Here is a 26,581-nt window from a genome sequence, read left to right on the forward strand (position 1 = left end):
AAAAGATTATGAAAGAAAATGCTTATTCACCATATAAGGTGGCTTTTTTTTTGCTTATTTGCTTAACAACTATTTTTGTTTCCTGCAAAAAAGACAATAATGGTCATTCGGGGGCACCCATTATCTCCCGCGTGAGAACCGTTTCCAAAGACTCTCTTTTGAAGAGTGTGGTTACCCGTGTTAACCTGGATTCAAATAAGGTGGCTGATCAGATCAAACAGGTCGCCTTTGATTCTACAGTGACCTCAGGTAGACTAAATGGGTTATATGCCATAGTTGGAAACAATTTGGCTACCACTTCGCAGGTGTTTTTTAACGGTATGTCGGCTTATTTTAATCCAGCGCTCTTAACCGATAAGAGTATCATTATTGCTATACCGGCAAATGCTCCATGGGGAGCCGGACAGACTAATAAAATAACTATCGTTACCAGATATGGTCAGACAGATTTTAATTTTGCCATACAGCAGCCACCAGCAACAATTACATCTATTACTCCTCTCGCAGGCAGTCCGGGGGATGTGATCACACTAACTGGTACTAATTTTAATGGTGTGAGCAGCATCAGATTTGATAACGTTGAGGCTAAAATTGTAGGGGCGACTGATACTCAGTTGAAGGTAAGTGTGCCTGCGGGGGTGGTACAGGCCTATATTTATGTGACTACACCGGGTGGAACTGTAAAATCCCCTACGGCATTCGGCTTTAAGTACCTGGTTTATGATGATGCGCTGGCTAATGGCTGGTGGGTAGGTGGTTGGAATGGCGGTGATAAGCCGGATTTCAGCAATACGACTCCGGTAAAAAGAGGATCTCATTCTATTGCCGTCACTTATTCAGGAGGTTTTGCAGGTTTCCAGATTGGCAACGGAGGCGGAACCATCAGCCTCGCGGACAAATCAGCTATTAAGCTGTCTATTTATGGCGGAGCAGGTTCGGATGGGCATGTTGTTCGCATCATGGTTATGGGAGCTGATAAAGACGGAAAGCAGGCGACCGGAGATAATGATGGCGTGGTCGTTACCTTAAAAAAGGGTGAGTGGACAGATTTTACTATCCCGTTAACCAGTTTTGGTACACGACCGGTTGTTCTGGAGCAATTGCGGATACAGGAACTTAGTGGCATTTCATCTCCCGAAACGATTTATATCGATGATATAGGGTTTATTTAACTGCTAAGCTGCCGGAATACGAATACGATCATTTGGCTTAAAATCATACAAGCGTGTTCTGGCAGCTTACTTATCAACTTAAATAAGCAACTTTATGGCCAAACAAACTATGATGTCGCATATAATATTAACGAGTATTGGCTGGTTAGGCGTGGCCTTATGTACATTGGGTTATTTACTCCTGAGTACAAATGTGATTAAGGCAAAGTCTGTCACTTTTCAGTTGATGAATGTTTTTGGAGGACTTTTTTTGGTTGCAGTGGCCGTTGAGAGCCGGGATATTCCAAACGCTGCTGCCAATCTATTGTGGATGTTTATAGCGCTATATGCATTAACACGACATTTAAAAACTCAAAAGTCGGTTAAAAAGGACTAAGGTTCTATGCCCAGGATCTCATAGGCCTTATTTTTGTAAAAATCGACTTTTTCTGAAAAGGCCGCTTTATCATCTTCCAGTGAAAGGTAGAAATAAGAGCCATCAACCAGTACAAAAATCAGATCTGCGGCAACTTTTGGATCAGCGACCTTGATTAAACCCTGCTGATTACAACGTTCAATAATCAGTGCAAGGGTATTACGAAGTGAATCCAGGATAATTTTATATTTGGCTTTGATCTTCTTATCTCTAAAAGCCAACGCATAAAACGCATAAAATAATCCATCGTCAAAGAGCAAATTCCATTTCTTTGAAAAAAGTGCTTCTATGGTTTTATGAAGATCCGAAAGCATCCCCTTTTCTTTAATACTATATATTAACAGATACCTGTCCAGGATATAATCTATCAATGCATAGGTGAGATTTTCTTTTGTTTTAAAATAATGGATAATCAGGGTAGGATTAACACCCATTTCATTGGCAATTTTCGCAATCGAACTGTTTTCATAACCTTCTTTCTTCGCAAGCTTATAAAATGCTTTAATGATTTCTAATTGTCTTACGTCTTTAATGCTTTTTCTGCCCATGTAAATTTAATTTCAATGGGCAAACTACTAAAAAAAACAGTTATAAAAAGCACTATATACATTTCTTTAAATGACTTCTTTCTCTAGAATAGATTAAACAACTGTTTAGTCAATTTATTAATGTTATATTGATATTGAAATAACATATGACGAGGATATTAGCTGCTTGTTATATAGTCGTTTATAAATGAAAATTATTAAATATTAACCTTGGATAGTATGAGAAAAAATGTACTTTTTATGATCTTTAACAGCATTAAATTTTATTTGTTACTGCTGTTTTTTTTGTTTACCGCAACGAATAGTTTTGCGCAGAACATCACAGTAAAGGGCCAGGTTTTGGATGGCGAGACCAAAACACCAATACCGGCTGTTAATATCCTGGTCAAAGGCACGTCCCTAAAAGCGGCAACTAATGCAAATGGTGTTTATACGCTGGCTAATGTAGATCCGAAAGCGGTGCTCGTATTCACTTATATTGGGTATACGCCTCAGGAAATAAGTCTTCGCGGCCAAACACAGCTAAACGTAATTTTAAATGCTGATAATGGTAACCTGAAAGAAGTTGTGGTAACCGCATTAGGTATCAAAAAGGAAAAGAAATCTATCGGTTATGCTATACAGGAGGTGAAAGGTGAAACTCTGGAAAAGGTCAAAAGCCCTACGGCTATAGGTGCATTAGCTGGAAAGGTAGCAGGTTTGAATATTTCCAATACAACCGACCTGTTTCAAAGCCCTACCATTTCATTAAGGGGGCAGACACCATTAATTGTGATAGATGGGATTCCGGACCCTACGGCTGATCCGTATAAAATTAATGCGGATGATATCGAAAGCATTACGGTATTAAAGGGTACGGCAGCAGGTGCACTGTATGGTTCTATCGGGATCAATGGTGCAATTATGTATACCACTAAAAGAGGTAAAAAAGGAAAGACAAGTGTGGAGATTAATTCTTCGACTATGTTCCAAACCGGATATACCGTAGTACCAAAAGTACAGACCCAATATGGCGCCGGAAATAATGGGAAGTATGCTTATGTAGATGGATCTGGCGGTGGTACAGAAGGCGGTGGATGGATTTGGGGGCCTAAGCTGGACCAAAAAGATCCAAGTACCCCAAGTGGTTATTATGAAACCACTCAATATAATAGTCCAACAGATCCGGTAACCGGTAAATTGATTCCCTTACCGTGGATTTCAAGAGGAAAAGACAATATTAAAAATTTCTTTCGAACAGGAATGCTTTCCACCAATTCTGTTTCAGTATCTACAAGCGGTGAGAATGGCTCATTCAGAATATCCGCGGCAAATAATTATCAAAAAGGTACAGTGCCCAATACAGGTGTAAACAATTCCTCTTTTTCGGTGGCTGGAAATTATGCCCTGTCACCTAAGTTAACCATGGACGGACGGCTTACTTATAACAGAGAATACTCTAATAACTATCCCTCAACAGGTTATGGCCCTACCAATATCCTATACAACCTCTTACTATGGATTGGCCCGGATGTGGATATACGTGATCTTCAGAATTACTGGGTGAAAGGAAAAGAGGGCATACAGCAAAGAAATTATAATCTCTCCTGGTATAACAACCCCTATTTTATTGCGAACGAACAGCTAAATGGTTATAGGAAAGACAATACTTTTGGGAATTTTTCCTTAAACTATCAGATTGCCCCTGATTTTTCTGCTAAACTACGATCAGGCTTTAACCAGTATGGAACAGATGTGGATTCAAGATATCCTTACAGTTATATTGGTTATGGAACCCTTTCAAAGGGAGATTATTCCTATACAAAGAGCAGTCATTTCGATATCGCCACGGATTTGATTTTGACCTACAAACACAAGTTTAACGATGATTTTAATCTATCTGTAATCGGGGGAGCGGCAAATTCTTATAACAATACCAAAGGAATGACCACCAGTACAGATGGACTTAATATTCCTGGATTCTATAATATAGCTAATTCCACTAATCCGTTGAAAGGTTCTAATAGCCTTCAGGAACGACAAATAAACAGTTTGTATACTATGGCAGATCTGGAAGCCTACCGTTTCCTTTATCTGTCGTTCACAGGCAGAAGAGATCAGACCTCTACTTTGCCTGTAAAGAATAATGCCTATTTTTATCCATCAGGAAGTCTTTCAGCTGTATTGTCTGATGCGCTAAAATTACCGGAAACCATCTCGTTTTTAAAAGTGCGCACTTCGGTAGCAAAAGTAAACAGCGGTGCAATCACCACTGACCCTAACAACTTCTATGCACAGATTCAGACTTATAACATAGGTAATAAATGGAACGGAAATGCCTCGTTAAGCTGGCCGGATAGTTACAAAATGCCAAATCTTATCCCGAATACGGTTATGTCCTGGGAGTCAGGTATGGTGGTAGGCCTATTTAAAAACCGCTTAAATGTTGATGTCACTTATTTCCAGAATAAGGAATATAATAATTTCCAGCTGGTTCCGCTTTCAGAGACCAGTGGTTATACGACGTTGCTTCAGAATGCGAATGTATACCAAAGAAAAGGCTGGGAATTTATGATTAGCGGAACCCCGGTAAAAACATCTTCTTTCGAATGGGAAAGCAGTTTTAATTTTAGTAACAGCCACCGCTGGCTTAAAGAAGCAACACTTAGTCCGGATGGCTATATTGGTAACCTGAAAGTTGGAGAGAGAGCAGACAAGATTTTCACTTCATTATACCAGAGAACACCCGATGGACAGACCATCTATGGTAGCAATGGAATGCCTTTGAATGATCCTTACCAACGCAGCATTGGGTATGCTGATGCGAATTGGATCTACGGCTGGCAAAATACATTTAAGTATAAAAATATTTCACTCAGCATTTCTGTTGACGGACGCATCGGAGGTTCTATTTACTCTACTACTAATTATAAAATGTGGTGGGGTGGAACTGCTTTAGGTACCGTAAATCAGTATCGTGATGATGCCAATGCTGGAAAAAGTACTTATGTAGGTAAGGGGGTAATTGTTACTTCTGGCGCAGCAACGTACGACAATCATGGTAATATCATCAGTGATACCAGACAGTACGCACCTAATACAACTCCGGTAAATTACATTGCTTATAATACAGGGACAGGCAGCAGCGCAGAGAATAATTATTTCTATTACAGTGGTACTTATTTGAAGATGCGTGAAGTAGCACTGACCTATACTCTTCCTCAGAAATGGATAAAAAAGCAAAAGGTATTTCAGGGGGCTTCTGTTTCCCTTATCGGAAACAACTTGTTCATGCTGGCCAAAATACCTAATGTAGACCCGGATGCAGAGAGTGACAATCTGCAAACACCTTCTATGCGAAGTATTGGTTTCAACTTCAATCTTAAATTTTAATGTACTCATCAATGGCATTTCATAGTCATCAATCATTTTATATCATGAAAAAGAAATATCTATTTAGTATTGTTTTCTTAGTGGGAATTGCTTTATCGTCCTGCAAAAAATTCGATCACTACCAAATCAACCCGAATACACCAACTCAGGCCGATCCTTCTCTGGAGTTGGCGAATATTGAGCAAACAGCTTTTGCTACTATTTCTACCGATGCCGGTTTAGCTACGCGCCAATTGGTTTATACGCAAAGTGCCAGTACAACACAGTATTATGGCTGGCAAAGAGCAGGTTTCTCGTACGGAAATATCTCGCAGGTGGTTAAAATGGAACAGGAAGCTGCCCGTACAGCCAAACCAAATTATAAATATCTGGGAAAATTTTTCAGGTCGTATTATATAGTTGGCATCACCCTTAACTTTGGAGATGTTCCTTATTCACAGGCGATGCAGGCACTGAACAACAATTTTTCTGATGCTGCTATCAGACCTGTTTACGATACACAGGAAGATATATATCTGCAGGTTTTAAACGATTTAAAATTAGCAAGCGATTCGCTGTCTGCTTCGGGAGGCATAATTAATAATGATATTATTTACAATGGAGATGTCACGCAATGGAAAAAAGCAATCAATACCTTTTCTCTGAGAGTATTGATGAGCCTTTCAAAAAAAGAAGCGAATACCAAACTCAATATCAAACAACGATTTAATGATATCGTTTCTAATCCGGCTAAATACCCATTGCTTGCCTCTAATGATGATAATGCAAAACTGACGTATTATGATCTGGTAGGAAACCGTTATCCGTACAACAACAGTAATAGCTTAAAGACGGATTATTATCTGGATGATTCTTTTGTTAAAATGTTAAAAGGCCTGAAAGATCCGCGTCTTTTTGTTTATGGTACGCCAACGCCTAATGCGGTTGCCGCAGGACTTTCACCTCAAGACTTTAACGCTTATGCCGGTCTGACTGGTAGTGCTCCGATTGCTGATAATGTGCAGAAGATGACCGCCGGAAATGCTTCGGCCATTAATCACAGATATGCGTATGATGCAGTCAATGAGCCAAGTGTTGCCATTGGATACCCGGAATTGCAGTTTATTCTGGCAGAGGCTGCTGCGCGGGGCTGGATAACTGGAGACATTAATAAATTTTATACCAGCGGGATTAGGAATGCAATGCTCTTTTCCAGGTATAAAGGAGATGCTGCTTATACTTTGGCTGATATTGAAACCTATTTGAACCAACCTTCTGTTGCGCTGCAAGCCGGAACACAAGTACAACAAATAATGATGCAGCGGTATATCAATACTTTTATGAATACGGGCTGGCAGTCATTTTATGAACAAAGACGTACTGGTTTTCCTACTTTTGAAACCGCTGGTAGCGGTATGCTCAATGGTGGTAAAATACCAACCAGATGGATGTATCCGACGGCTGAGTTGAACAATAATGGCGTAAATGTAGATAATGCCATCAAACGACAATATCCTGGTGGAGATGATATCAACGGGGTGATGTGGTTATTGCAATAAATCTGTTAAAGATTAAATAGCTCAACTAAAAAGTTGAGCTATTTAATAAATTATTTTTTCCTTCATTTAATAACTTCTGCAATTTCTCTTTGGTTTCCGGAATTGCTTTCAATGTTAAAGCTTTTTTGAAGCTCGCGATAGCTTTAGTTTTATCGCCGGTGTTCAAATAGTAGTCACCCAATGAATCATAACAATTGCCACTGTTGGGATAGTTGGTAATGTTGAGTTTGAATAAAGTTTCTGCCTTTTTGAATTGTTTAGTACCCATCATCTGGTATCCAAGATTATTAATCTGGCTTTCATCCGGCTTAATATTATAGCCCATTTTTTCAGAGACGTTCTTGTAATGTGTAACCAGTAATGAATCCAGTTTAAAATCAGGGTTTTTTAATTCGCTGTCATAAATTTTAAGCTTGTAAAAATCAAAGATAAACCGGAGTGCATCATATTCTCCGGCCAATCTTACGGAAGGGTGGTTGTCATCTTCATAAAACTTGTATTTGAAACGTAGCTGGTCTTTTTTGTTTTTAGAAAGGTCTTTGATGAATTCCAGATTGCTGCGGATAAGGGCCGTAGTCCCGCTTGTATCTTTTTGAACACTGAGCGTATCTATTCCTCTTTCCAGACGATTGGCCATGGCCATAAACAGGGCTTTTCCTTTATAATTTTGAGTTGGTAAAATCGTTTTTGCTTCTTTTACAGTTTTTTGATTATCCCACCACAAAGATCCATCGAGAGAAACATAAGAATTAAATAAATTGGGTTGATGCAGGAAAGTGTTAATGACGGTTAAGCCCCCAAGGGAATGACCAATAAATGTTTTATAAGTTGTGGTCGGATAAGTTGTATCTATATAGGGAATAAGTTCTTTCTCGACAAAAGACATGAATTTTTCGCCATTACCAACAACTCCGGGTAATTCTTTATCAGCACCAGTTGTCAATTCACTCACTCTGTCTTTAGGCAGGATTCCAACTACAATTATTGGTGGACAAAGGCTTGATTCAGTCATATGTTCTGTAATACTGACAACGGTGTTGAAATTTTCACTTCCATCCAATAAATAAACTACAGGATAATGTCCTCTGTCTTTTATTTTATTTCCTCCGTTGCTGTTAGGAATATGTATCCAGATTTTACGTTCCTGTCCCAGGATCTTTGAAGGAATCGTTTCCTCGAAGCCGGTAGTAAATGGGCTGTTTTCTTGCGCGTGGATGCAAAAAGAAGATAATAATAAAAGAATCGAAAGGGAAACAGATTTCATAGTGTTGGTTCGGTTCAAGATGAATAAATAGTGCTTCATGAGGCGTTTTTTAGATTATTTTTAATAGACACGTATTTTTTGATTGTGTTACAAATATTTTATTCCTCTTAGCATATCGACAGGGGATGGGGCAAGTACTATTGACCTGTTTCTTAGGAAAGGTACCACATGGAAATCGAAGATTGATTTTAAAGAGTTAAGGGATTGATTACACTCTTCATTTTAGTAAAATTGGCGGCATGTTGTACTATAAACCGGAAGATATCTGCCGCCAATTGTAAATGTGCTGTTATAGCATGTTAATTTCGCTTTCTATAATTAATAGATTTGACAGGCCGTCCGGGTTGGTGGAAGATTAGGTTTTTTGCAGTGGTCCAACATGCCGGTAAGTGTTCATGAGTACGCCTGTGGATGTGGCCTTCGAACTGACGAACGCGAGCTCGCGTGGTTCAACACTGTCCGAAAAGAAGCGTTTGCCCTGGCCCAGCAAGACCGGGTAGACTATCAGAACAACCTCGTCGACCAGTCCCTGGCCTAGCAACACGGAGGTAAGCGTTGAACTTCCACAGACGATCAGATCAGGGCCATCCGTTGACTTGACGTAGCGAATATTCTCTATAATGTCTGCGCCCAGATCCTTGGCCGGGCCCCATTTGAGACTGTCAGGTCTGTGGGTGGCGACGTGTTTTGTAGCAGCATTCAAACCGTTAGCTATTGGACTATTCCCAGCTTTTGGCCAGAAGTCGGCCCAGGCATCATAGGTGCGGCGGCCGAGAAGCAGATCAAAGCTTGTGCCGTATGCCTCGACGACGGCCTCTAACCCGGCAGGAGTCCGATAAGGTGTTGTCCATCCGCCATACGCGAAGTCGTCGTCGTTTTCGTGCTGAATCACGCCGTCCAGCGAAATATGCTCGAAGATTCTGATTTTTCTCATTTTGTTTCCTATTAGTTGAATGTTTGCATAAAGTTAAAATTGACAAGGTGCATGTACAAGGGGCAATCGTGACAATATGTGGGCGTTTTTGCGACCATATGTGGGTATGATTTTGGCTGCTGGAGACCTATATAGTCAAAACTTATGTTTGCGGAGGATGGAGAAGACATAAAAAAACCTTTGAATCATTGATTCAAAGGTTTTTTTATGTCGGGGGTCGTAATAAGATATGGTTGTTACTTAAACATCTTATTTACAAATACTTATTTCCTGTTTAAATATCAGAGTTGCATCTACAATTTCTGGTCAATTAGATGGGTGTATAGCTGATCGATAAACTTATAAAAAGCAGCAAATGTTTTATCGATATCATGTCTTACAGCAAGATATTCACTGTCCGTAAAGTTGATACTGTCCAGAAGATTATCATTTGATCCAATAGTATGCCCTGTCTCATGACTGAGATGCAATGCGCCGAGATATTTAAGTTTTGCTGCAACGGGACTTGCTGCAGTTCCTGTAACAGTAGTAAGTATTGAGAAAAATGCGTTACCAGTGGCTTCAATTGCTTCAATTATGGCAAGTCTCGCTTCAGCCGGTTTATTTTTAATGATTCCGACAAGTTCATATGTTAATATTCTGCTTGGTGCTAATTCATCGGACCACAAATAACTAATGTTCTTGGTTGTACTGACATTTTCATTGAATCCCATTGTATCAAGATCCGAAATATACCACATTGAATGATTAGCATCCTCTAGAGCGTGCATATTTACTGCTATTTCCAAATCAGTACTGGGATTTACAAATGGTAATACATACTTATTGAGATCGCTAAAACTCATTACAAAATGAGCCATTTCAGGCAAGAATCTCAACCTTTGATTAATTGGGCCATCGGATGTTTTAATGTAATTAAAGAAAGGGTGTTGTTCGAAATTATGCTTTAATTCTTGTAAATAAGTTGATAATTTTTCCATATTACCTTTATAATGTTAACTATCAGTGTGATGAATTAGTTGTAAGTTTTGTTATAATAATGCTGTAATAAGTGCATTCAGACAATCAATTTGATTTATAGTGTGAAATTGTTAACTAAATATAGTGTGATGTTAAATTTTATTTGTTGTTCTTTCTATTCATTTCTACCCATATATATTCACTTGTATTCAGGCAATCTATAATGTATTCAATTGTGTATCTCATTAGAATTAGTGTATCTAATTTGAGGTAAATATTGATCCAGTTAAGCCAGATTTAATTTAGTTATTCGTTGTTTTTTTGTAGGTTGAATGTGGCATACATTTGTGTTAGACGATAGAGGAAGAATTCGGCTAACCTTGCCAGACCATAAATATTCCTTTACAACTTGCAGAACTTGATCTGATTGATGAATATCGTTTTGTGGTTCACCCGATAGTAGTAGGAGAAGGGAGACGGTTGTTTGAAGGGATCAACCTGCAAGAGAAATTACAATTAAAATTTGTTGAGTAAACGGTTTTTAAGTCGGGGTGTGCTGCGCTTCGGTATTTGAAACAATAAGTGAGAAATACCGATATGGTCAATGGCAGCGGGATCAACTGCCAGATTATATTCACAATCTTGTCCTGGATGATCAAAGATTAAGGAATCATATCCGTTGGTACGTGTTCATCTGCTGAAAACATTTAATATTACTATTTTTTATTTTCAAACTCCCTTATGGCATCTCCCAATGTCTTGCCAACATTAGTCTTCAGCCAAGCCATAAATTCTCGATTCATTTTAAAATTGGTGCCAAAATGAGATTGAAAAAAACGCCTAACGTTTTGCGTATTTTTATAATTTGCAGTAATGATGGTATTGCCTTTTAATAGCTCAGAATGCCAATTAAACTTATCCATATAGGAAGGTAAGAAAAATGAAACAGGAAATTGAAATTTACAAAATAGCTATTTAATCATCAGGATGATAAATTCAATTTATTGTATCTTTCTAAAAAAAAGATATGAAGAAAACCAAACTACTAATTCTAACTCTGTTTATTGCCAATTTCAGTTACGCACAAACCACATTAATGGATAGTTTAATTCAAAAAAACTACTCCACCTTTAAAAAAAACAATAACAACGCTTTCGAAGGCAAAGGATGGACTACCCTACAGGATGAAATCAGTAAAAACAATTCTGTGTTATTGGGCGAGGTGCATTTCAGCAGTGAAGTCCCTTACTTCACAAACGCGATTGTCAATAATACTAAGTTCGACAATTATTTTCTGGAAATTGATCCATATACAATCAACACAATATCAGCAAAAATCAAATCCTTATCTCCGACTGACCTGGATAAATTCCGTAATGAATCAGGTTCAGCTTTATCCTTTTTACAAGGTGAAGCTGAGTTTGATTTATTCAAAAATATAACTCAGCAGAATATCAAAATATATGGAACTGAGCAAATTAGTTTGTTTTCAGAACGGTTACTGCTTTCGGAATTGAGTAAACAATCCAAAAATGCTAAAGCAAAAGAAATTTATAAGCAGATGATTGCTAATTCGGCTGCTTATGATACAAAAAAGAACACCACGTTCTATTTATTCTCTGACGATTGTCTGGCAAAAATGAATGCATTAAGCGCTCTCGATTTATCAGCCAACGAGAAAGAGCAGCTTGAAGCACTAAAATTAAGCAAGGAACTATATTTAAATCGAATTCATCGTTTAAGAATTCAATACATGAAACACCTGGTTCTTGAAAAACTCCCTGAATGGAAAGACAAGAAGAATCTTTTCAAATTTGGTGCTAATCACATGCCTAAAGGAGAGAGTTTAATGGAAGTATTCGATATTGGCAACCTGGTTTCCAATATTGAAGAAGCAAATTACCGGAAGTCGTTACATATTATGGTCATCGGAAAGGAAGAAGATGAAAAATTGGCTGATTTAAATCAATATAAATCTTTCTTAACAGTCGTAAAAGATGAGAATTGGTATAGCTATGATTTAAGACCCTTGAAACAAGAAATTTCTAAAAAGAAGCTTAAAGTAGAGGATTTGGAGCTGGAAAGAATTATAAAAGGTTACGACTATTTGGTTTTCATTCCAAACATAACTAAAACCCCAAAAAGAGGTTTACAAGACCATTAAATCTACTCAAGAGCCGGTTGTTTTATAGTGCAGCCGGCTTATTTGTGTGATTCATATAGATCCTTTCAATAACTTTATGTTAAAACGATGAAAAAACGGATCAATGCCAAAAGTTGTGGAGTAGGCATTAAAATTATAGTTTTGTCTACTTATCATCCTAACTATTTATGCCATCCGCTACGAAGTCTTTATTAAGCCTATTTCTGCCAGAATTTATCTTAGAGAATTTTGAATTTACTAATGCGATCGAAGAACCTGATACTTTTCACATCCAGTTAGAGGAGCTCAATAGCTTGCCAAAGGAATGGGATTCGATTAAGGTGCATTCTAAAGGTTTTTTTCCTGAGATTGTGGTTCAGGATTTCCCTATTCGAGGCCATAAAGTTTTTTATCACATCAAACGGCGTCGCTGGATCAATGTGGAAAGTGGTAAGGTGATTTACCGGGATTGGACTTTAGTAGAAAAAGGAACGCGAATGACAGGGGATTTCGCGGCTTTTTTAAAAGAAATCAATCGATACAGCGCCGAATAGTGTAGATTCTATCAGTGCTTTTTACGGTGTAAAAGCTAAAAACCTACTCCGTCAATACCGTGATTACCTCAGTGATTTCAAGAGCTGGGACCAAAAGGCGCATGCAAAGCAGTGGTTGTTATATCCTGAAAACCTGGGTGAACAGCTCTCTATCGATGAAACCAGTTTGTCTCATGGCGAACTTTATACGATCGTCACTAATAAAGCTGCTAAGGGAAAGAAAGGTGCTATTGTTGCTGTTGTAGCAGGTACCAAAGCCGAAACAGTGATTTCAGTACTGCAAAGAATCCCTGAAAAAGCAAGAAAAAAAGTAGCTGAGATTACCCTGGATATGGCAGGTAATATGGAACTGATTTGTAAGCGTTGTTTTCCTCAGGCAACCCGGGTGACTGATCGCTTTCATGTACAGAAACTGGCTACAGAAGCACTTCAGGAAATGCGGATTAAATATCGATGGGAAGCCATGGACGCAGAAAATGAAGCCATTGAAGAGTCGAAAAGATCTGGTAATCCATTTCAGTCAGAAGTATTCCACAATGGAGATACCATCAAACAGTTATTGGCGCGTAGCAGGTATGTATTGTATAAAAGAGCTTCAGACTGGACAGCTAGTCAGAAGGATCGTGCAACACTCTTATTCGAAAGGTTTCCTGACCTTAAAACAGCATACGGACTCAGTATGGGGCTGAGTCAGCTATTTGATCATACAAAAGATAAGGTCTTTGGACTAGCTAACCTCGCCAAATGGCATGAGAAAGTTAGACAAACGGGTTTTAAAGCTTTCAATACCATTTCCAGGTCTATACAAAGTCATTATCAAACGATATTGAACTACTTTGACCGCAGATCTACGAATGCATCAGCAGAGTCCTTCAATGCGAAAATTAAGGCATTCAGGTCGCAATTCAGAGGAGTCAAAAATATCGAATTCTTCCTTTTCAGGCTTACTCAACTCTATGCGTAAAATCAAAAAAAATCTCAGCGCTCCACAACTTTTGGCATTGATCCGTAATATGCCCTGCTTTGATAAAAACGAAAAAACCTCTAAATGTAATATTTAGAGGTTTTTTGATAGAGTTTGACATCTATGTTGTCGGGGTGGCAGGATTCGAACCTACGACCTCCTGCTCCCAAAGCAGGCGCGATACCGGGCTACGCTACACCCCGAAAAAGGTATCACCTTTAAGGTCCCTCTTGCGAAGGGTCTGCATTTGATTGCTCTTTTGCAGAGACCAAATTTTGATTAATCATAAATGATTTTTCTGATTTGGTGTGCAACAAAGGTAAGCAAAGAGTTGACATTTTTATCGCTGAAGAGCATTTAAAACGTAAAAAACTCTTAATATGTTGCTTTTCAGGGAGAAAAAATTTCAAGGCAGGTGTGTATACGAGCCACAGGGGGAGGATATGTTAGATTTATACCCGTAATCTTTTGCTCCGATAACGTCTGAAGAGCAGATATCCGACAATTACAATCAGGATCAGCATCCATAAATCGGCCAGAATGAGAATGAATTCTTTGAATATGCTCCAGCCATTCTGAAGACTTAACCATAATCTTCTGAAAAAGTCGGGGCGGTAATCAGAAAGATTATCATTACCTACGATTATTTTCTTTACAGTATTATCCTGGTAAAAGTTTAAGGTAACTGTGCTAAACTTTACTTTCTGATCGATCTCCAGGTTATTGATTTGATGATCTACATCAGCATCGCGGATTTCCAGAGATTTTTCTGCCCCCCGCGTTTTCTTTTCGTCAGTTTTGCGCAGCTGAGTTATAGCTTCCTGTTTATTTTGGCGTTTTAACTGATTCGAGAGGTAGGTGAGACTCTGATTATCTAGCTTTAAAGACTGATCATCAATAAAGACAGCCATTTTAACCACCTGATTGGTGAAATTATCCAGTTTTTCTGCTGGAACCCGGGCTACGACCAATCCTTCAACCCTGTAGGATATTAACTCAAGCAGAGAATCGGTCGTATATTTTACTTTTTCATTTTCCCGGATCTGGCTGTGGATATTAAACTCTGCAATTGTTCCACCTTCAGTTTTAATGAGATCAGCTAATTTTTCTTTGGTGGTCTGTACATTCTTTACCCGGAACCTCATGTCTGCAGTTTTAATGATTTTCCCGTTTAGGGTAGAATCGGCAACCTGATCAGGTCCTGTACCAGCCCTTTCTTTTTTATCACTGCTGCAGCCAAAAACTGTGAGCAGAAGTATAATACAAATCAGATGATTTTTCATTATATTTAAGATTATAGGTTTCTCTTAATACTGGATTTTACTATTAAGTAACCCATAAGATCAGGTTTAACTCTATATCCCCGCGTATAATGGTTTCCAGGCGTATTGGTTAGCCCTTATCCTTCCATATCGATAAAAAACCCTTCCATTTTGAAAGGGTTTTTCTGAATTAATTTTTTAATGAAATTGCGTTTTACGCCTAATTGATTGAAAAATAGCTGCTTGTGACTTCATTACTTTCTTTGGTATACCTATTGGTTAATGGCATAAAAAATAAATACAATGATGACTGTACTACTATTAATCGCCCTGCTGGTCCTCACCTGGATCTGTTACAAATCAATCGACTGGTTCGAAAAAATCTAAAATTATGATCGCACTATTTATTATCGCAATCGCAGTATTTATCTATATGATTTACGTGCTGATTAAACCCGAAAAATTTTAATTGAACGCTATGAACACTGAATTATTTGGAATCGTCGCTACCTACCTCCTTACCCTGGTTATAGCTATTCCTTTAGGTAAATATCTTGCAAAGGTATTTGCCGGCGAAAAAGTCTGGACTGACTTTTTAAAACCTATTGAATCTGGTATCTATAAACTTTCCGGGATCAATCCAAAAGAACAGATGAATTGGAAACAGCACATGAAAGCGCTGATGACAATCAACCTGGTTTGGTTAGTTTATGGATTCTTTGTATTAATGTATCAGGATAAGCTGCCTCTTAATCCTGATCACAACCCGGCGATGTCGCCAGATCTTGCTTTTAATACGATCATCAGTTTTGTGGTTAACTGTAACCTCCAACAATACTCAGGAGAGAGTGGTGCTACTTATCTGACGCAACATGTTGTCATGATGTTTCTTCAGTTTGTGAGTGCTGCTACCGGTATTGCTGCTGCTGTAGTCTTTTTTAAGGCCTTCAGAGATAAAACAGCAACGAATCTGGGAAACTTCTGGGAGTTTTTTGTAAAAGCAATCACCCGTTTATTACTTCCGCTTTCCTTAATTATGGCTGTTATTCTGGCTTTTTCAGGTACTCCGTCAAATTATGAAGCAAAAGATCACTTTATATCACTTCAGGGAGATTCTGTAAATGTATCCCGAGGCCCTGCGGCTGGATTTGTTGCCATTAAACACTTAGGTACAAATGGTGGTGGCTGGTTTGGTGCAAACTCAGCACATCCTTTAGAAAACCCTTCTTATTTTACCAATTCAGTAGAATTGATCGCTCAGGTAATTATCCCGATTGCGATGGTTATTGCCTTTGGTATTTTTATCAGACGCAGAAAATTATCCTGGATGATTTTTGGGGTAATGACCATAGGTATGTTATTATTACTGATCCCAACCATAAGCAGCGAGCTCGGCGGAAATCCAGCCATTGCTAAAATGGGCGTTACACAGTTATCGGGTGCAATGGAAGGGAAAGAGATGAGATTCGGACCTGCAATTACCGGTTACTGGAGTACGGTGACAACGATTATATCTACAGGTTCTGTAAATAGTATGCATGATAGTGCGATGCCGCTGACCGGTCTGTGGCAGTTATTAGGAATGATGATTAACGCCTTTTATGGAGGTTGCGGGGTAGGGATGCTCAACTATTTCATCTATCTGATTATTGCGGTATTTATTTCGGGTCTGATGGTGGGACGTACACCTGAGTTCCTGGGACATAAAGTAGAAGCAAGAGAGATTAAAATTGCAGCTTTAGTTACTTTATTAAGTCCTTTCTTAATTCTTGCAGGTACTGCATTAGCAAGTTACGTCTTTACCACTCACGGAAATGCAGCCTGGGCTGTACAACCTAAAACGTGGTTAAATAACCCTGGTTTTCATGGGTTCTCTGAAATGTTGTATCAGATGACTTCTTCTAACGCAAATAATGGTTCAGGTTTCGAAGGATTAGGAGATAATAACATCTTCTGGAACGTAAGTACTGGATTTGTATTATTCCTGGGCAGGTTTATACCGATTATTGGTCCGATAGCTATCGCCGGATTACTGGGTGCTAAAAAGCACATCCCTGAATCGGCTGGTACTTTAAAAACTGATACACTAACCTTCAGTCTGATGACTTTAGCTGTGATTATCGTATTAAATGCCCTTTCTTATTTCCCTGCCCTGACTTTAGGCCCGTTGGCAGAATATTTTACCCTGATTAAATAGATTATCATGAAGTCTTCTAATAAATTATTTGAACCTGCATTGGTTCAGAGTGCACTTAAACAATCTTTTATAAAACTTGATCCGCGGATAATGGTTCGCAATCCGGTGATGTTTACTGTTGAGGTAGGCACCCTGATTATGGCTTATGTGACTGTTTATTCAGTTAGTCATACCGGACAAGGATCTCCATTATATAATTTCTTTATCTTCTTAGTTCTTTTCTTAACTGTATTGTTTGCCAATTTCGCTGAGGCAATTGCTGAAGCCAGGGGAAAAGCCCAGGCAGATAGTTTAAGAAAAACAAGAGAAGAAACTCCGGCCAAAGTAATTCTTGGCAACGGAAAAATCGAAATGCGTTCTTCCAGCCAACTGAAAAAAGGCGATGTTTTCTTTTGTGAAACCGGTGATACTATTCCAACAGACGGAGAGATTATCGAAGGTATTGCTACTATTGATGAGTCGGCAATCACAGGGGAATCTGCACCGGTAATCAGAGAATCAGGTGGTGATAAATCATCTGTAACTGGCGGTACTAAAGTACTGTCAGATGAAATCAAGGTGATGGTGAGCACTGAGCCGGGAGAAAGCTTCCTGGATAAGATGATCGCCCTTGTAGAAGGAGCATCGCGTCAGAAAACACCAAATGAGATTGCTTTAACAATCCTGCTGGCAAGTTTCACTTTAGTATTTATCATTGTTTGTGTAACCTTGAAACCTTTCGCGGATTACGCTAATACGCCAATTACTATTGCTGCACTGATTTCTTTATTTGTTTGTCTGATCCCTACTACCATTGGTGGTTTGTTATCAGCTATCGGAATCGCCGGAATGGACCGTGCCTTACGTGCAAACGTAATTACCAAATCTGGTAAAGCAGTTGAAACTGCTGGTGATATCGACGTATTGTTGTTAGATAAAACAGGTACGATTACTATCGGTAACCGTAAAGCAACCAATTTTTATCCTACAGCATCTGTAGATGTGAAACTATTTACCAATGCTTGTGTATTGAGTTCATTAGCTGATGAAACCCCTGAAGGTAAATCAATTATCGAGCTGGCACACGGACAGGCTAACTATGTTTTACCTCATACTCCTGAGGGAGCCGTATTCATCAAATTTACTGCCGAAACCAGATCAAGTGGTATTGATACACCAGATGGAAGACGTATCCGTAAAGGAGCTTTTGATTCTATCCGGAATATCGTTCAGAAAGCAGGCAATGTCTTTCCTAAAGACATTGAAGAAGAAGTGAAGAAAATCGCTTCCAATGGAGGTACTCCACTGGTTGTTTCTGAAAACGAACAGGCGCTGGGTGTAATTGAGTTACAGGATATTATCAAACCAGGTATCAGTGAGCGTTTTGATCGTCTGCGTAAAATGGGCGTGAAAACAGTGATGGTAACTGGAGATAATCCATTGACTGCTAAGTTTATTGCTGAAAAAGCTGGTGTGGATGATTTTATCGCAGAAGCTAAGCCAGAGGATAAAATGAACTACATCAAAGACGAACAGGCTTTAGGTAAACTGGTTGCAATGATGGGTGATGGTACCAATGATGCGCCTGCATTAGCACAGGCAGATGTTGGTGTGGCTATGAACAGTGGAACCCAGGCTGCGAAAGAAGCAGGAAATATGGTCGATCTGGATAATGACCCGACCAAACTGATTGAGATTGTAGAAATTGGTAAACAACTACTGATTACCCGTGGTACACTGACTACTTTCTCTATCGCGAATGACGTAGCTAAATATTTTGCTATTGTTCCGGCTCTGTTTATAGGTTCTATACCAGCACTGCAGCGTTTGAATATCATGGGTTTACATAGTCCTGAGAGTGCGATTATGTCAGCTATTATCTTCAATGCGATTATCATTCCAATCCTGATCCCTCTTGCCTTAAAAGGGGTGGCTTACAAACCAATTGGTGCAAGTGCTTTATTGCGCAGAAACCTTTTGATTTATGGCCTGGGTGGTGTTATCGCGCCTTTTATCGGGATTAAACTGATCGATATACTAGTTGGTTTGTTCGTTTAAAATATTTTAATACTTAATGTTATGAAAAAGTACATTTTACAGTCTCTACGTCTTACAGCAGTTTTATTAGTTCTGCTTTGCGTCATATATCCTTTAATAGTTGCCTTTGCCGGAAGTTTTTCTAAAGGTCAGGGTGGTGGAGAAAAGATCACTAAGAATGGCCAGGTAGTAGGTTATGCTTTGTTAGGCCAGTCATTTACTAAACCTCAGTATTTCTGGGGCAGACCATCTGCGGTAGGCTATAAAGCTGATGGATCAGGTGGTTCAAACAAAGGTCCGTCAAATCCTGACTATTTGAAAGAAGTAAATGGCAGAATTGATTCCCTGCTTAAATATCACCCATACCTGAAACGCAGTGATATTCCTTCGGATATGGTAACTGCCTCTGGTAGCGGACTGGACCCTAATATTTCGGTAGAAGGTGCAGCTATTCAAATTAAAAGAGTAGCCCAATACAGAAAACTGAATGAAAAAGAGGTAGCTGACCTGGTTAAAAAAACTGTTAAAGGTCCTTTCTTAGGCCTTTTTGGCCCAAGTACAGTGAATGTACTTGAACTTAACGTAGCACTGGATAATCTGAAAAAATAATTTTTAGCGCCTGTTGGAAATGAAAAATTTAAACAGGCGCTTTTACAAGCCCTTTCCCAATTAATTAAGAACAAAACATGAACAAATTTTTGATTGCAGCTGCCACTGTATGTGTAGGTTTAAGTGCAAAAGCACAAGACGAACCTAAAGTGAAATTTTCGGGATATGCCGAAATATATTATGGATACGATTTTAACAGACCGATGAATAATAACAGACCTGGGTTCATTTATTCACATAACAGAAGTAATGAAGTTAACCTGAACCTGGGATATATTAAAGCTGCCTATGATTCCGGAAGGATCAGAGCTAACATGGCGATCATGGCAGGTACTTATGCAAATGCAAATTTAGCTGCTGAATCTGGTGTGGCCAAGAATATCCTTGAGGCTAATGTAGGTTTTAAATTATCCAAAAAAGCTAACCTATGGGTAGATGCAGGAGTTTTCTCTTCTCATATTGGTTTTGAAAGTGCTATATCAAAGGATTGCTGGGTACTGACAAGAAATATTTCATCAGAGAATACACCTTATTTTGAGTCTGGTGCTAAAGTGACTTATAGTACTGATGATAATAAATTTACAGCCACTGCACTCTATTTAAACGGATGGCAGCGGATTGCACGTCAGGACGGTAACAGACAGCCGGCCGGCGGAGTACAGCTGACCTGGAAACCGACAGATAAAATTACTGTTAATTACAGCAATTATCTGGGGGCAGAAGGTGCTGATTCTGTAAGGGTAACCCGTTTCTATCATGATGTATATGGTATATTTCAGTTGAGTAAAGCTTTTGGGGTAACCGTTGGATTTGATTACGGTACACAGCAGAAATCTAAAACTGACCACCGTAAAAACGAGGTGTTGTCACCAGTTGTGATTGCACGTTATACCATCGATCCTCAATGGGCCCTTGCCGGAAGATTTGAATATTACAAGGATAGAAATGGCGTCCTGATAACTTCAGAGTCCCCTAATGGATTTAACACAAAAGGCTATTCATTAAACATTGATTACGCACCGGTACCTAATGCTGTAGTCAGGCTGGAAGGCAAGGTTTATGATAGTAAAGACAAGATTTTTAAAAGAGAGTTGAGTAATGTAAACTATAATGCGACTGTCACTGCAAGTGTGGCTGTTTCATTTTAAATTGATTAGCAGCCGGGGCTTATAACCCCGGCTTTAAAAGCTATAAACATGGAAACATTTTTAGAATTTTTATTTACAGCATTCATTACTGTTCTGGCTGGTTTTTTAATTTTAAAGTATAAGCCGAAAACTAGGAGAAGGGCAAGAAATATTAAGCTGAACAGGACGAAGGAAGTCCGGTTAAACCCGCAACGGAAATCTGCTGCGGGAAATGATTTTTACCGGAATTATTCAGGTAAATTTATATTGTTGTTTTTGATAGGTATGACACTCTTTTCAAGCGTGTTTTATTTGGTTAATGTGGGTTATGTGATCATCAAATGGTAACGTAAAAAAAATATTTTGGAAGATAATAGTAAAGAAGATACTGTAAGCCAATTCCTTGATCTGGTCAAGAAATCCAGAAGAGGTAAACTCAAGATCTACATTGGGATGAGTGCAGGTGTAGGTAAAACCTACAGGATGTTGCAGGAAGCACATGCTTTGCTGAAAAACGGGATCGATATACAGATAGGTTATATTGAAACGCATAACAGGGAAGAGACACATGCACTTTTAGCTGGTATTCCTTTAATTCCCAGACGTAAGCTCTTTTACAAGGGAAAGGAAATGGAGGAGATGGATGTTCAGGCGATTGTAAGCCGGAATCCTGAAGTTGTAATTGTGGATGAGCTGGCGCATTCCAATATGGAAGGAAGTAAAAATACTAAACGCTGGCAGGATGTAATGGATATCCTGGAAGCAGGAATCAGTGTAATCTCCGCGGTGAATATTCAGCACCTGGAGAGTATGAATGAAGAAATTGAAAAAATTACAGGCATTCCTATAACGGAGCGTATTCCGGACAGGATATTGGACATAGCCGATGAAATTGTAAATATCGACCTGACGGCGGATGAATTGATAGACCGCCTGAAATCGGGTAAAATATATGATAAAACCAAAATTGAAAGAGCGTTAGGAAATTTCTTTCAGTCAGAGCGGATTCTTCAGCTCCGCGAACTGGCTTTAAGAGAGGTAGCTCATCATGTGGAAAGGAAGATCAGTGTAGAGATCCCAAAACAAATTAAGTTGCGGCCGGAGCGTTTTATGGCTTGTATTTCGACCAATAATGTAACAGCAAAGATCGTAATCAGGAAAACAGCCAGACTGGCTTCTTATTACAGATCACCCTGGATTGTATTGTATGTGCAAAATAGCAATGAAAGGAGTGACAGGATTAAACTAGATTTGCAGCGCCATCTGATTAATAATTTTAAGCTGGCAACCGAACTGGGCGCAGAGGTGATTAAGGTAAAGAGTGATGAGGTAACTAAAACGATCATCAAGATAGCACAGGAGAAAGAAATTACAACGATATGTATGGGAAAACCTCATTTAAATTTATTTCAGGTCATTATGAGAACCGCTATTTTCAATGAGTTACTGAAAAGTATTGCATCAACCGAAACTGACCTGGTAATTCTGTCTTAGAAACGATAATGTAAAAAATGAATATCAATAAATAACGCAATGAAAATAAAAACAAAACTCCGCCTCGGATTCGGGTTCCTATTTGTGGTGGTACTGTTGTTCGGCTCGATTTCACTTTATTACATGAACCAGATTTCGGTGAGTGCAAAAGTGATTTTGAAGGATAACTATGAGACGCTGAGTTACACCAGGGATATGAGATCAATTCTCGATCAGAATGATTTGCCTTTATCGGCTGAGTTACAAGCGAAGTTTAAAGAAAAACTTGATCTGGAGTCAAAAAATGTAACCGAGAAAGGAGAGGGAGAGGCTGTGAATGCACTGACAGCTGCCTATAAAAAGATGATCGATCCTGCAACGCCATTGGCAGAACAGAAATCAGCACTAGGTGTAGTAAGAGCACAGCTGATGGTTATTGATCAGCTGAATATGGACGGGATTGTCAGGAAAAATGCCGTTGCACAGCATTCGGTAGAGAAAGCCAGCTTGTATCTGGTAACCGCGGCTTGTTTTTGTTTCCTTGTATTATTTTCATTTATTGTGAATTTCCCGGGTTTTGTAGCCAACCCGTTGAGAGAGTTTTCGGAAGCGATTCAGGAGATCGGCCGTAAAAATTATAAACAAAGACTGGAGTTTGATGGAACAGATGAATTCTCGGAGCTGGCCAAGTCATTTAATGAAATGGTTGAGCAGCTGAATAAATGGGAGAATAGTAACCTGGCCAAAATCCAGTCAGAGAAACTGAGAATTGAGGCTATTATAGAGCAGATGCAGGATGCCATTATCGGTCTGAATGAGAAACAGGAAATTCTGTTTATGAATAAAGTCGCTGCTCAGCTGATGAACCTGGAAGAAGGAAAAGTAAACGGGCTGAATGTTAAAGACCTGATGAAAAAGAATGATCTGTTAACCCGGATCATGAAAAACGAAGGTAATGATCAACCGATAAAAATTTATGCAGATCATAAAGAATCCTATTTCCAGTTGCAGAAAAGAGAGATTGTAGTTCCTGTTTATGACGATCAGGAAACAACTATCCTGCAGACAGGTAAAACAGCTGGTACTGTTTATATTCTGAATAATATTACGCAGTTTAAAGAGCTTGATGAAGCTAAAACGAATTTTATAGCAACCGTTTCCCACGAACTTAAAACACCAATTTCATCTATAAAGATGAGTTTGAAACTCATGGATGATGAAAGGATCGGGACGATGAATACTGAGCAAAAACAGTTGGTAGAGCATATTAAAGACGATTGCAGCCGTTTGCTGAAAATCACAAGTGAATTGCTGGATCTTGCTCAGGTAGAAACCGGAAATCTACAGTTGAATTTTGTGAAAGCTGATCCTTCAGAAATTGTAAATTATGCACTCAATGCAGTCAGATTTCAGGCGGAACAAAAAAACATTCAGCTGGAACTGATTACTGATGATAGACTTCCGAAGGTGAATGCCGATGTAGAGAAAACGGCCTGGGTACTGATTAACTTTTTATCCAACGCACTCCGTTATAGTGCTGAAAAATCAAAAGTACTGATAGAGATTGCCCAGAAACATCACGGCATAGAATTTTCAGTTCGTGATTTTGGAAAAGGAATTGATGAGCAGTATCAGAAACGTTTGTTTGACCGCTATTTCCAGGTACCGACCGATGGTAACAATAAATCAGGTTCCGGATTAGGTCTGGCCATTTCCAAAGACTTTATTGAAGCTGAGAATGGTAAGATATGGGTGGAAAGTGAAATAGGGGCAGGAAGCCGCTTTTGCTTCTTCCTGCCCGTAGCAGATTAAATTATGGATTAATCATCCTGAAGGCCAGTGCTGCTGCTAATTTAGCAGTGCGCTGGTCCTGATCGTAAACAGGATTACATTCTGCAATATCCATACTGATAACTTTGCCGCTGGCCAGTACAGTTTGCAGGCAACTAAAGAAAAATGCATCTGGGATCAGTCCGCTAAAAGCAGCGGCGCTTACACCAGGAGCAAACGAGGAGGAGAACACATCCATACATATGGTCAGATAGATATGCGTTGATCCGGTTATAAATTCTTCCAGCTGAATGCGTATCTCTTCTGCTCTTGAAACCATAAAACCTTCGGCAGGAATATAATTTACTTTCAGGTTTGATGCGGTATCAAATAAGTATTTAGTGTTACTGTTCTGCTGAATACCAACCGGTAAATATCTGAATGGTTTACCATCTGACTGACAGTCTCTGGCTATTTGCAGAAAACCAGTCCCCGAGTTAGTCCCGTTTTCATTAGGCTCACGCAGATCAAAATGTGCATCAAAATTAATAATGCCAATGCTTTCAGCCGGTTTGACATGATTTTTGATTCCTGTATAATGCCCGTAAGCGACCTCATGACCTCCGCCGATTACGAATGGCTGATATCCATTCGACAAAGCGAAAGCAACTGTCTGAGCAAGGGATAACTGTGCTTCTTCCATGTTCTGATCTGTACAGATAATATCTCCAAGATCAAGAAAGACTGCATCTTCAGTTAAATGAACAGGTAGGTTACAGCTGGCTTTACGGAAATGGGCAGGGCCATCTTTAGCACCTGTCCGGCCGCCATTACGTCTTACGCCTTCGTCGCAGGAGAAGCCAATTAAGGCAATCCCCTGATCGCCTGCTGGGGGTAAGCTCACATTTTCTGCCTGAAGGTCAATACGAATGATCCGCTGATGCCAGCGTTGAACAGCCAGATCTGTACCATCGTTTCTTCCGGTCCATACATCAGCCGGAGTGCTGCGGTAAAATAATGGATTAATCATATTCTTTAGATTCTTGTTCCTTTTTTCCATACGATGCCAGGTTTGATTTTGCCCTGATGATAAAGTATTTCCCTGTAATCATTGCAAGGATAAGCCTGCATATCGGCCAGCATACCGTTGTCGAGTGTACCGCGGTCTTCCAGACTTAAGGCCTTTGCTGCTCTGAATGTCAGGGCTGCAAAAACTTCTGCTGTACTTAGTTTTTCTGAAGCACTCATCACTGCAGCCTGCATTAATAAGTCTCCCATTGGTGCCGATCCGGGGTTCCAGTCACTGGCAATAGCCAGACAGGCACCCGCATCAAGTAGAATCCGGGCAGGCGCATACTGCATACCTAAACCAAGAGAGGCACCAGGAAGTACAACTGCCACAGTATCGGAATCTTTTAATAAAGCCGCTTCTCGTGCTGTGCTTGCTTCGAGGTGATCTGCCGAAACAGCACCGGTTTCGATCGCTACTTCCAGTCCGCTTGTTGTAAACTGATCAGCATGAACGGTAATTTCAAATCCCATTGCTTTGGCAGCCTTTAAATAAGGTATTGAGGTTGCACGGTCAAAGGCACTCTCTTCAATAAAAATGTCTACACGACTGGCCAGGTTTTCGGTTTTAATTACAGGTAACAGGTTTTGCAGGACGTGATCCAGGTAAGCTGTGGCTGTACCTTCAAAATCTTTTGGTAAAAGATGAGCAGCCAGGCAAGTAGGAACCAGGTCAGCTTTTGAGGTTAAGGAAACTGCTTTGATCGCTCTTAGCATTTTCAGCTCATTCTCTGTATCCAGTCCGTAACCACTTTTAATTTCAATAGTCGTGATGCCATCATTTAAATGTCTTTGTACACGCTGCGCTAAAAGATCCGTAAGTTTTGCCTGGTCAGCTGCACGTGTCTGCTGAACTGAATCCCATATACCACCGCCACTTTTTGCAATTTCCAGATAGGTTTTACCCTGGATACGAAGGCTGTAGTCTTTAGCCCTGCTGCCAGCAAAACAAATATGGGTATGACAATCGACAAAACCAGGTAATAACACTTGTTCGCCTTTAACTTCCTCAATCTCCAGTTCAGGATTGGTGCGGCGTAAAGTTTCGAAATCACCAGTAGCCTGGATCAGTCCGTGCTCTACAATTACTCCGCCATTGGGAATGATCTGAAGCTGATTATCTTCTATAGCACCATTCAGTGCTAAACCCGACAGGGTCAGGATCTCACTGAATGGTCCGATTAATTTTTTCATT

Annotated in this window: 24 protein-coding genes and 1 tRNA gene; 16 read left to right on the forward strand and 9 right to left on the reverse strand. The window is 39.5% G+C overall.

Features of this window, described 5'->3' with window-relative positions:
• Nucleotides 1-8 precede the first annotated feature (8 nt).
• Both HDF25_RS02560 and HDF25_RS02565 read left to right on the forward strand, forming a co-directional pair.
• Entirely contained in the window at nucleotides 9-1,172 is a 1,164-nt protein-coding gene (locus HDF25_RS02560; RefSeq protein ID WP_184622428.1) for an IPT/TIG domain-containing protein, read from the forward strand.
• Between the two features lie 94 nt (nucleotides 1,173-1,266).
• Complete coding sequence (locus HDF25_RS02565; RefSeq protein WP_184622430.1) at nucleotides 1,267-1,548, forward strand: CBU_0592 family membrane protein; 282 nt, start codon at nucleotides 1,267-1,269, stop codon at nucleotides 1,546-1,548.
• On the opposite strand, the gene HDF25_RS02570 is transcribed toward HDF25_RS02565, so the two are convergent.
• Nucleotides 1,545-2,135, reverse strand: coding sequence for a TetR family transcriptional regulator (locus HDF25_RS02570; RefSeq protein WP_184622432.1), 591 nt, complete (start codon nucleotides 2,133-2,135; stop codon nucleotides 1,545-1,547). The genes HDF25_RS02565 and HDF25_RS02570 overlap by 4 nt on opposite strands.
• A 219-nt stretch (nucleotides 2,136-2,354) precedes the next feature.
• On the opposite strand from HDF25_RS02570, the gene HDF25_RS02575 reads away from it, so the two are divergent.
• Both HDF25_RS02575 and HDF25_RS02580 read left to right on the forward strand, forming a co-directional pair.
• Nucleotides 2,355-5,507, forward strand: coding sequence for a SusC/RagA family TonB-linked outer membrane protein (locus HDF25_RS02575; protein ID WP_221450835.1), 3,153 nt, complete (start codon nucleotides 2,355-2,357; stop codon nucleotides 5,505-5,507).
• 44 nt (nucleotides 5,508-5,551) lie between these two features.
• The gene (locus HDF25_RS02580) at nucleotides 5,552-7,045 is read left to right on the forward strand and encodes a SusD/RagB family nutrient-binding outer membrane lipoprotein (RefSeq protein ID WP_184622434.1); all 1,494 of its coding nucleotides are present in this window, start codon (nucleotides 5,552-5,554) and stop codon (nucleotides 7,043-7,045) included.
• Nucleotides 7,046-7,070: 25 nt separating this feature from the next.
• Here HDF25_RS02580 and HDF25_RS02585 read toward each other — a convergent pair whose 3' ends face one another.
• The 3 genes from HDF25_RS02585 to HDF25_RS02595 form a co-directional block, all read right to left on the reverse strand.
• A complete protein-coding gene (locus tag HDF25_RS02585) occupies nucleotides 7,071-8,348 on the reverse strand; it encodes an alpha/beta hydrolase-fold protein (protein WP_184622436.1) in 1,278 nt (425 codons plus the stop codon).
• Between the two features lie 316 nt (nucleotides 8,349-8,664).
• Nucleotides 8,665-9,243, reverse strand: coding sequence for a dihydrofolate reductase family protein (locus HDF25_RS02590; RefSeq protein WP_184622438.1), 579 nt, complete (start codon nucleotides 9,241-9,243; stop codon nucleotides 8,665-8,667).
• A 293-nt stretch (nucleotides 9,244-9,536) separates the two neighbouring features.
• Nucleotides 9,537-10,223 carry a hypothetical protein gene (locus HDF25_RS02595; RefSeq protein ID WP_184622440.1) on the reverse strand — a complete coding sequence of 229 codons (687 nt, stop codon included), beginning with the start codon at nucleotides 10,221-10,223 and terminating at the stop codon, nucleotides 9,537-9,539.
• 376 nt (nucleotides 10,224-10,599) lie between these two features.
• Here HDF25_RS02595 and HDF25_RS25965 point away from each other — a divergent pair, with 376 nt between their 5' ends.
• A complete protein-coding gene (locus HDF25_RS25965) occupies nucleotides 10,600-10,737 on the forward strand; it encodes a dihydrofolate reductase family protein (protein WP_411267903.1) in 138 nt (45 codons plus the stop codon).
• Nucleotides 10,738-10,919: 182 nt separating this feature from the next.
• On the opposite strand, the gene HDF25_RS02605 is transcribed toward HDF25_RS25965, so the two are convergent.
• Nucleotides 10,920-11,126 carry a DUF6434 domain-containing protein gene (locus HDF25_RS02605; RefSeq protein ID WP_184622444.1) on the reverse strand — a complete coding sequence of 69 codons (207 nt, stop codon included), beginning with the start codon at nucleotides 11,124-11,126 and terminating at the stop codon, nucleotides 10,920-10,922.
• Between the two features lie 104 nt (nucleotides 11,127-11,230).
• Between HDF25_RS02605 and HDF25_RS02610 the strand changes: the two genes are divergently transcribed.
• From HDF25_RS02610 to HDF25_RS25790, 3 genes are all read left to right on the forward strand, one after another.
• Nucleotides 11,231-12,367 carry a hypothetical protein gene (locus HDF25_RS02610; protein ID WP_184622446.1) on the forward strand — a complete coding sequence of 379 codons (1,137 nt, stop codon included), beginning with the start codon at nucleotides 11,231-11,233 and terminating at the stop codon, nucleotides 12,365-12,367.
• Between the two features lie 167 nt (nucleotides 12,368-12,534).
• Nucleotides 12,535-12,900, forward strand: coding sequence for a transposase (locus HDF25_RS25785; RefSeq protein WP_184622448.1), 366 nt, complete (start codon nucleotides 12,535-12,537; stop codon nucleotides 12,898-12,900).
• A gap of 115 nt (nucleotides 12,901-13,015) precedes the next feature.
• Nucleotides 13,016-13,864: a transposase gene (locus tag HDF25_RS25790; protein WP_260409300.1), complete on the forward strand. Its 849-nt coding sequence runs from the start codon at nucleotides 13,016-13,018 to the stop codon at nucleotides 13,862-13,864.
• A 129-nt stretch (nucleotides 13,865-13,993) separates the two neighbouring features.
• Here the strand turns inward: HDF25_RS25790 and HDF25_RS02625 are convergent.
• Together HDF25_RS02625 and HDF25_RS02630 are read right to left on the reverse strand one after the other, a co-directional pair.
• Nucleotides 13,994-14,067 (reverse strand) — tRNA-Pro (locus HDF25_RS02625).
• A 249-nt stretch (nucleotides 14,068-14,316) separates the two neighbouring features.
• Nucleotides 14,317-15,147, reverse strand: a complete 831-nt coding sequence (locus tag HDF25_RS02630; protein WP_184622450.1) for a DUF4349 domain-containing protein — start codon at nucleotides 15,145-15,147, stop codon at nucleotides 14,317-14,319.
• A 370-nt stretch (nucleotides 15,148-15,517) separates the two neighbouring features.
• On the opposite strand from HDF25_RS02630, the gene HDF25_RS02635 reads away from it, so the two are divergent.
• From HDF25_RS02635 to HDF25_RS02670, 8 genes are all read left to right on the forward strand, one after another.
• Nucleotides 15,518-15,595 (forward strand): potassium-transporting ATPase subunit F, encoded by a 78-nt coding sequence (locus tag HDF25_RS02635; protein WP_082035969.1) that lies wholly within the window; start codon nucleotides 15,518-15,520, stop codon nucleotides 15,593-15,595.
• 9 nt (nucleotides 15,596-15,604) lie between these two features.
• Entirely contained in the window at nucleotides 15,605-17,323 is a 1,719-nt protein-coding gene (gene kdpA / locus HDF25_RS02640; RefSeq protein WP_184622452.1) for a potassium-transporting ATPase subunit KdpA, read from the forward strand.
• 6 nt (nucleotides 17,324-17,329) lie between these two features.
• Nucleotides 17,330-19,360 (forward strand): potassium-transporting ATPase subunit KdpB, encoded by a 2,031-nt coding sequence (gene kdpB, locus HDF25_RS02645; protein WP_184622454.1) that lies wholly within the window; start codon nucleotides 17,330-17,332, stop codon nucleotides 19,358-19,360.
• Nucleotides 19,361-19,381: 21 nt separating this feature from the next.
• Nucleotides 19,382-19,948, forward strand: a complete 567-nt coding sequence (locus tag HDF25_RS02650) for a K(+)-transporting ATPase subunit C (protein ID WP_184622456.1) — start codon at nucleotides 19,382-19,384, stop codon at nucleotides 19,946-19,948.
• A 77-nt stretch (nucleotides 19,949-20,025) separates the two neighbouring features.
• Nucleotides 20,026-21,096 (forward strand): porin, encoded by a 1,071-nt coding sequence (locus HDF25_RS02655; protein WP_184622458.1) that lies wholly within the window; start codon nucleotides 20,026-20,028, stop codon nucleotides 21,094-21,096.
• Between the two features lie 48 nt (nucleotides 21,097-21,144).
• The gene (locus HDF25_RS02660) at nucleotides 21,145-21,423 is read left to right on the forward strand and encodes a hypothetical protein (RefSeq protein WP_184622460.1); all 279 of its coding nucleotides are present in this window, start codon (nucleotides 21,145-21,147) and stop codon (nucleotides 21,421-21,423) included.
• Between the two features lie 15 nt (nucleotides 21,424-21,438).
• Nucleotides 21,439-22,569 (forward strand): sensor protein KdpD, encoded by a 1,131-nt coding sequence (locus HDF25_RS02665; protein ID WP_184622462.1) that lies wholly within the window; start codon nucleotides 21,439-21,441, stop codon nucleotides 22,567-22,569.
• Nucleotides 22,570-22,608: 39 nt separating this feature from the next.
• A complete protein-coding gene (locus HDF25_RS02670; protein WP_184622464.1) occupies nucleotides 22,609-24,360 on the forward strand; it encodes an ATP-binding protein in 1,752 nt (583 codons plus the stop codon).
• Between the two features lies 1 nt (nucleotide 24,361).
• Here HDF25_RS02670 and hutG read toward each other — a convergent pair whose 3' ends face one another.
• Together hutG and hutI are read right to left on the reverse strand one after the other, a co-directional pair.
• On the reverse strand, nucleotides 24,362-25,378 hold the full coding sequence (gene hutG, locus HDF25_RS02675; protein ID WP_260409301.1) for a formimidoylglutamase: 1,017 nt from the start codon (nucleotides 25,376-25,378) through the stop codon (nucleotides 24,362-24,364).
• Nucleotides 25,354-26,580, reverse strand: coding sequence for an imidazolonepropionase (hutI, locus tag HDF25_RS02680; protein ID WP_184622466.1), 1,227 nt, complete (start codon nucleotides 26,578-26,580; stop codon nucleotides 25,354-25,356). The genes hutG and hutI overlap by 25 nt, the downstream gene beginning before the upstream one ends.
• Nucleotide 26,581: the final 1 nt, after the last annotated feature.

It is taken from the genome of Pedobacter cryoconitis, from assembly GCF_014207135.1.
In the GTDB taxonomy this organism is placed as follows: Bacteria; Bacteroidota; Bacteroidia; order Sphingobacteriales; family Sphingobacteriaceae; genus Pedobacter; species Pedobacter cryoconitis_D.

Bases quoted from the DNA above. Each gene is read 5' to 3' on its own strand.
- HDF25_RS02560 (WP_184622428.1), top strand. From the start codon at position 9: ATGAAAGAAAATGCTTATTCACCATATAAGGTGGCTTTTTTTTTGCTT.
- HDF25_RS02565 (WP_184622430.1), top strand. From the start codon at position 1,267: ATGGCCAAACAAACTATGATGTCGCATATAATATTAACGAGTATTGGC.
- HDF25_RS02570 (WP_184622432.1), bottom strand. From the start codon at position 2,135: ATGGGCAGAAAAAGCATTAAAGACGTAAGACAATTAGAAATCATTAAA.
- HDF25_RS02575 (WP_221450835.1), top strand. From the start codon at position 2,355: ATGAGAAAAAATGTACTTTTTATGATCTTTAACAGCATTAAATTTTAT.
- HDF25_RS02580 (WP_184622434.1), top strand. From the start codon at position 5,552: ATGAAAAAGAAATATCTATTTAGTATTGTTTTCTTAGTGGGAATTGCT.
- HDF25_RS02585 (WP_184622436.1), bottom strand. From the start codon at position 8,348: ATGAAGCACTATTTATTCATCTTGAACCGAACCAACACTATGAAATCT.
- HDF25_RS02590 (WP_184622438.1), bottom strand. From the start codon at position 9,243: ATGAGAAAAATCAGAATCTTCGAGCATATTTCGCTGGACGGCGTGATT.
- HDF25_RS02595 (WP_184622440.1), bottom strand. From the start codon at position 10,223: ATGGAAAAATTATCAACTTATTTACAAGAATTAAAGCATAATTTCGAA.
- HDF25_RS02605 (WP_184622444.1), bottom strand. From the start codon at position 11,126: ATGGATAAGTTTAATTGGCATTCTGAGCTATTAAAAGGCAATACCATC.
- HDF25_RS02610 (WP_184622446.1), top strand. From the start codon at position 11,231: ATGAAGAAAACCAAACTACTAATTCTAACTCTGTTTATTGCCAATTTC.
- HDF25_RS25785 (WP_184622448.1), top strand. From the start codon at position 12,535: ATGCCATCCGCTACGAAGTCTTTATTAAGCCTATTTCTGCCAGAATTT.
- HDF25_RS02630 (WP_184622450.1), bottom strand. From the start codon at position 15,147: ATGAAAAATCATCTGATTTGTATTATACTTCTGCTCACAGTTTTTGGC.
- HDF25_RS02635 (WP_082035969.1), top strand. From the start codon at position 15,518: ATGATCGCACTATTTATTATCGCAATCGCAGTATTTATCTATATGATT.
- kdpA (WP_184622452.1), top strand. From the start codon at position 15,605: ATGAACACTGAATTATTTGGAATCGTCGCTACCTACCTCCTTACCCTG.
- kdpB (WP_184622454.1), top strand. From the start codon at position 17,330: ATGAAGTCTTCTAATAAATTATTTGAACCTGCATTGGTTCAGAGTGCA.
- HDF25_RS02650 (WP_184622456.1), top strand. From the start codon at position 19,382: ATGAAAAAGTACATTTTACAGTCTCTACGTCTTACAGCAGTTTTATTA.
- HDF25_RS02655 (WP_184622458.1), top strand. From the start codon at position 20,026: ATGAACAAATTTTTGATTGCAGCTGCCACTGTATGTGTAGGTTTAAGT.
- HDF25_RS02660 (WP_184622460.1), top strand. From the start codon at position 21,145: ATGGAAACATTTTTAGAATTTTTATTTACAGCATTCATTACTGTTCTG.
- HDF25_RS02670 (WP_184622464.1), top strand. From the start codon at position 22,609: ATGAAAATAAAAACAAAACTCCGCCTCGGATTCGGGTTCCTATTTGTG.
- hutG (WP_260409301.1), bottom strand. From the start codon at position 25,378: ATGGAAAAAAGGAACAAGAATCTAAAGAATATGATTAATCCATTATTT.
- hutI (WP_184622466.1), bottom strand. From the start codon at position 26,580: ATGAAAAAATTAATCGGACCATTCAGTGAGATCCTGACCCTGTCGGGT.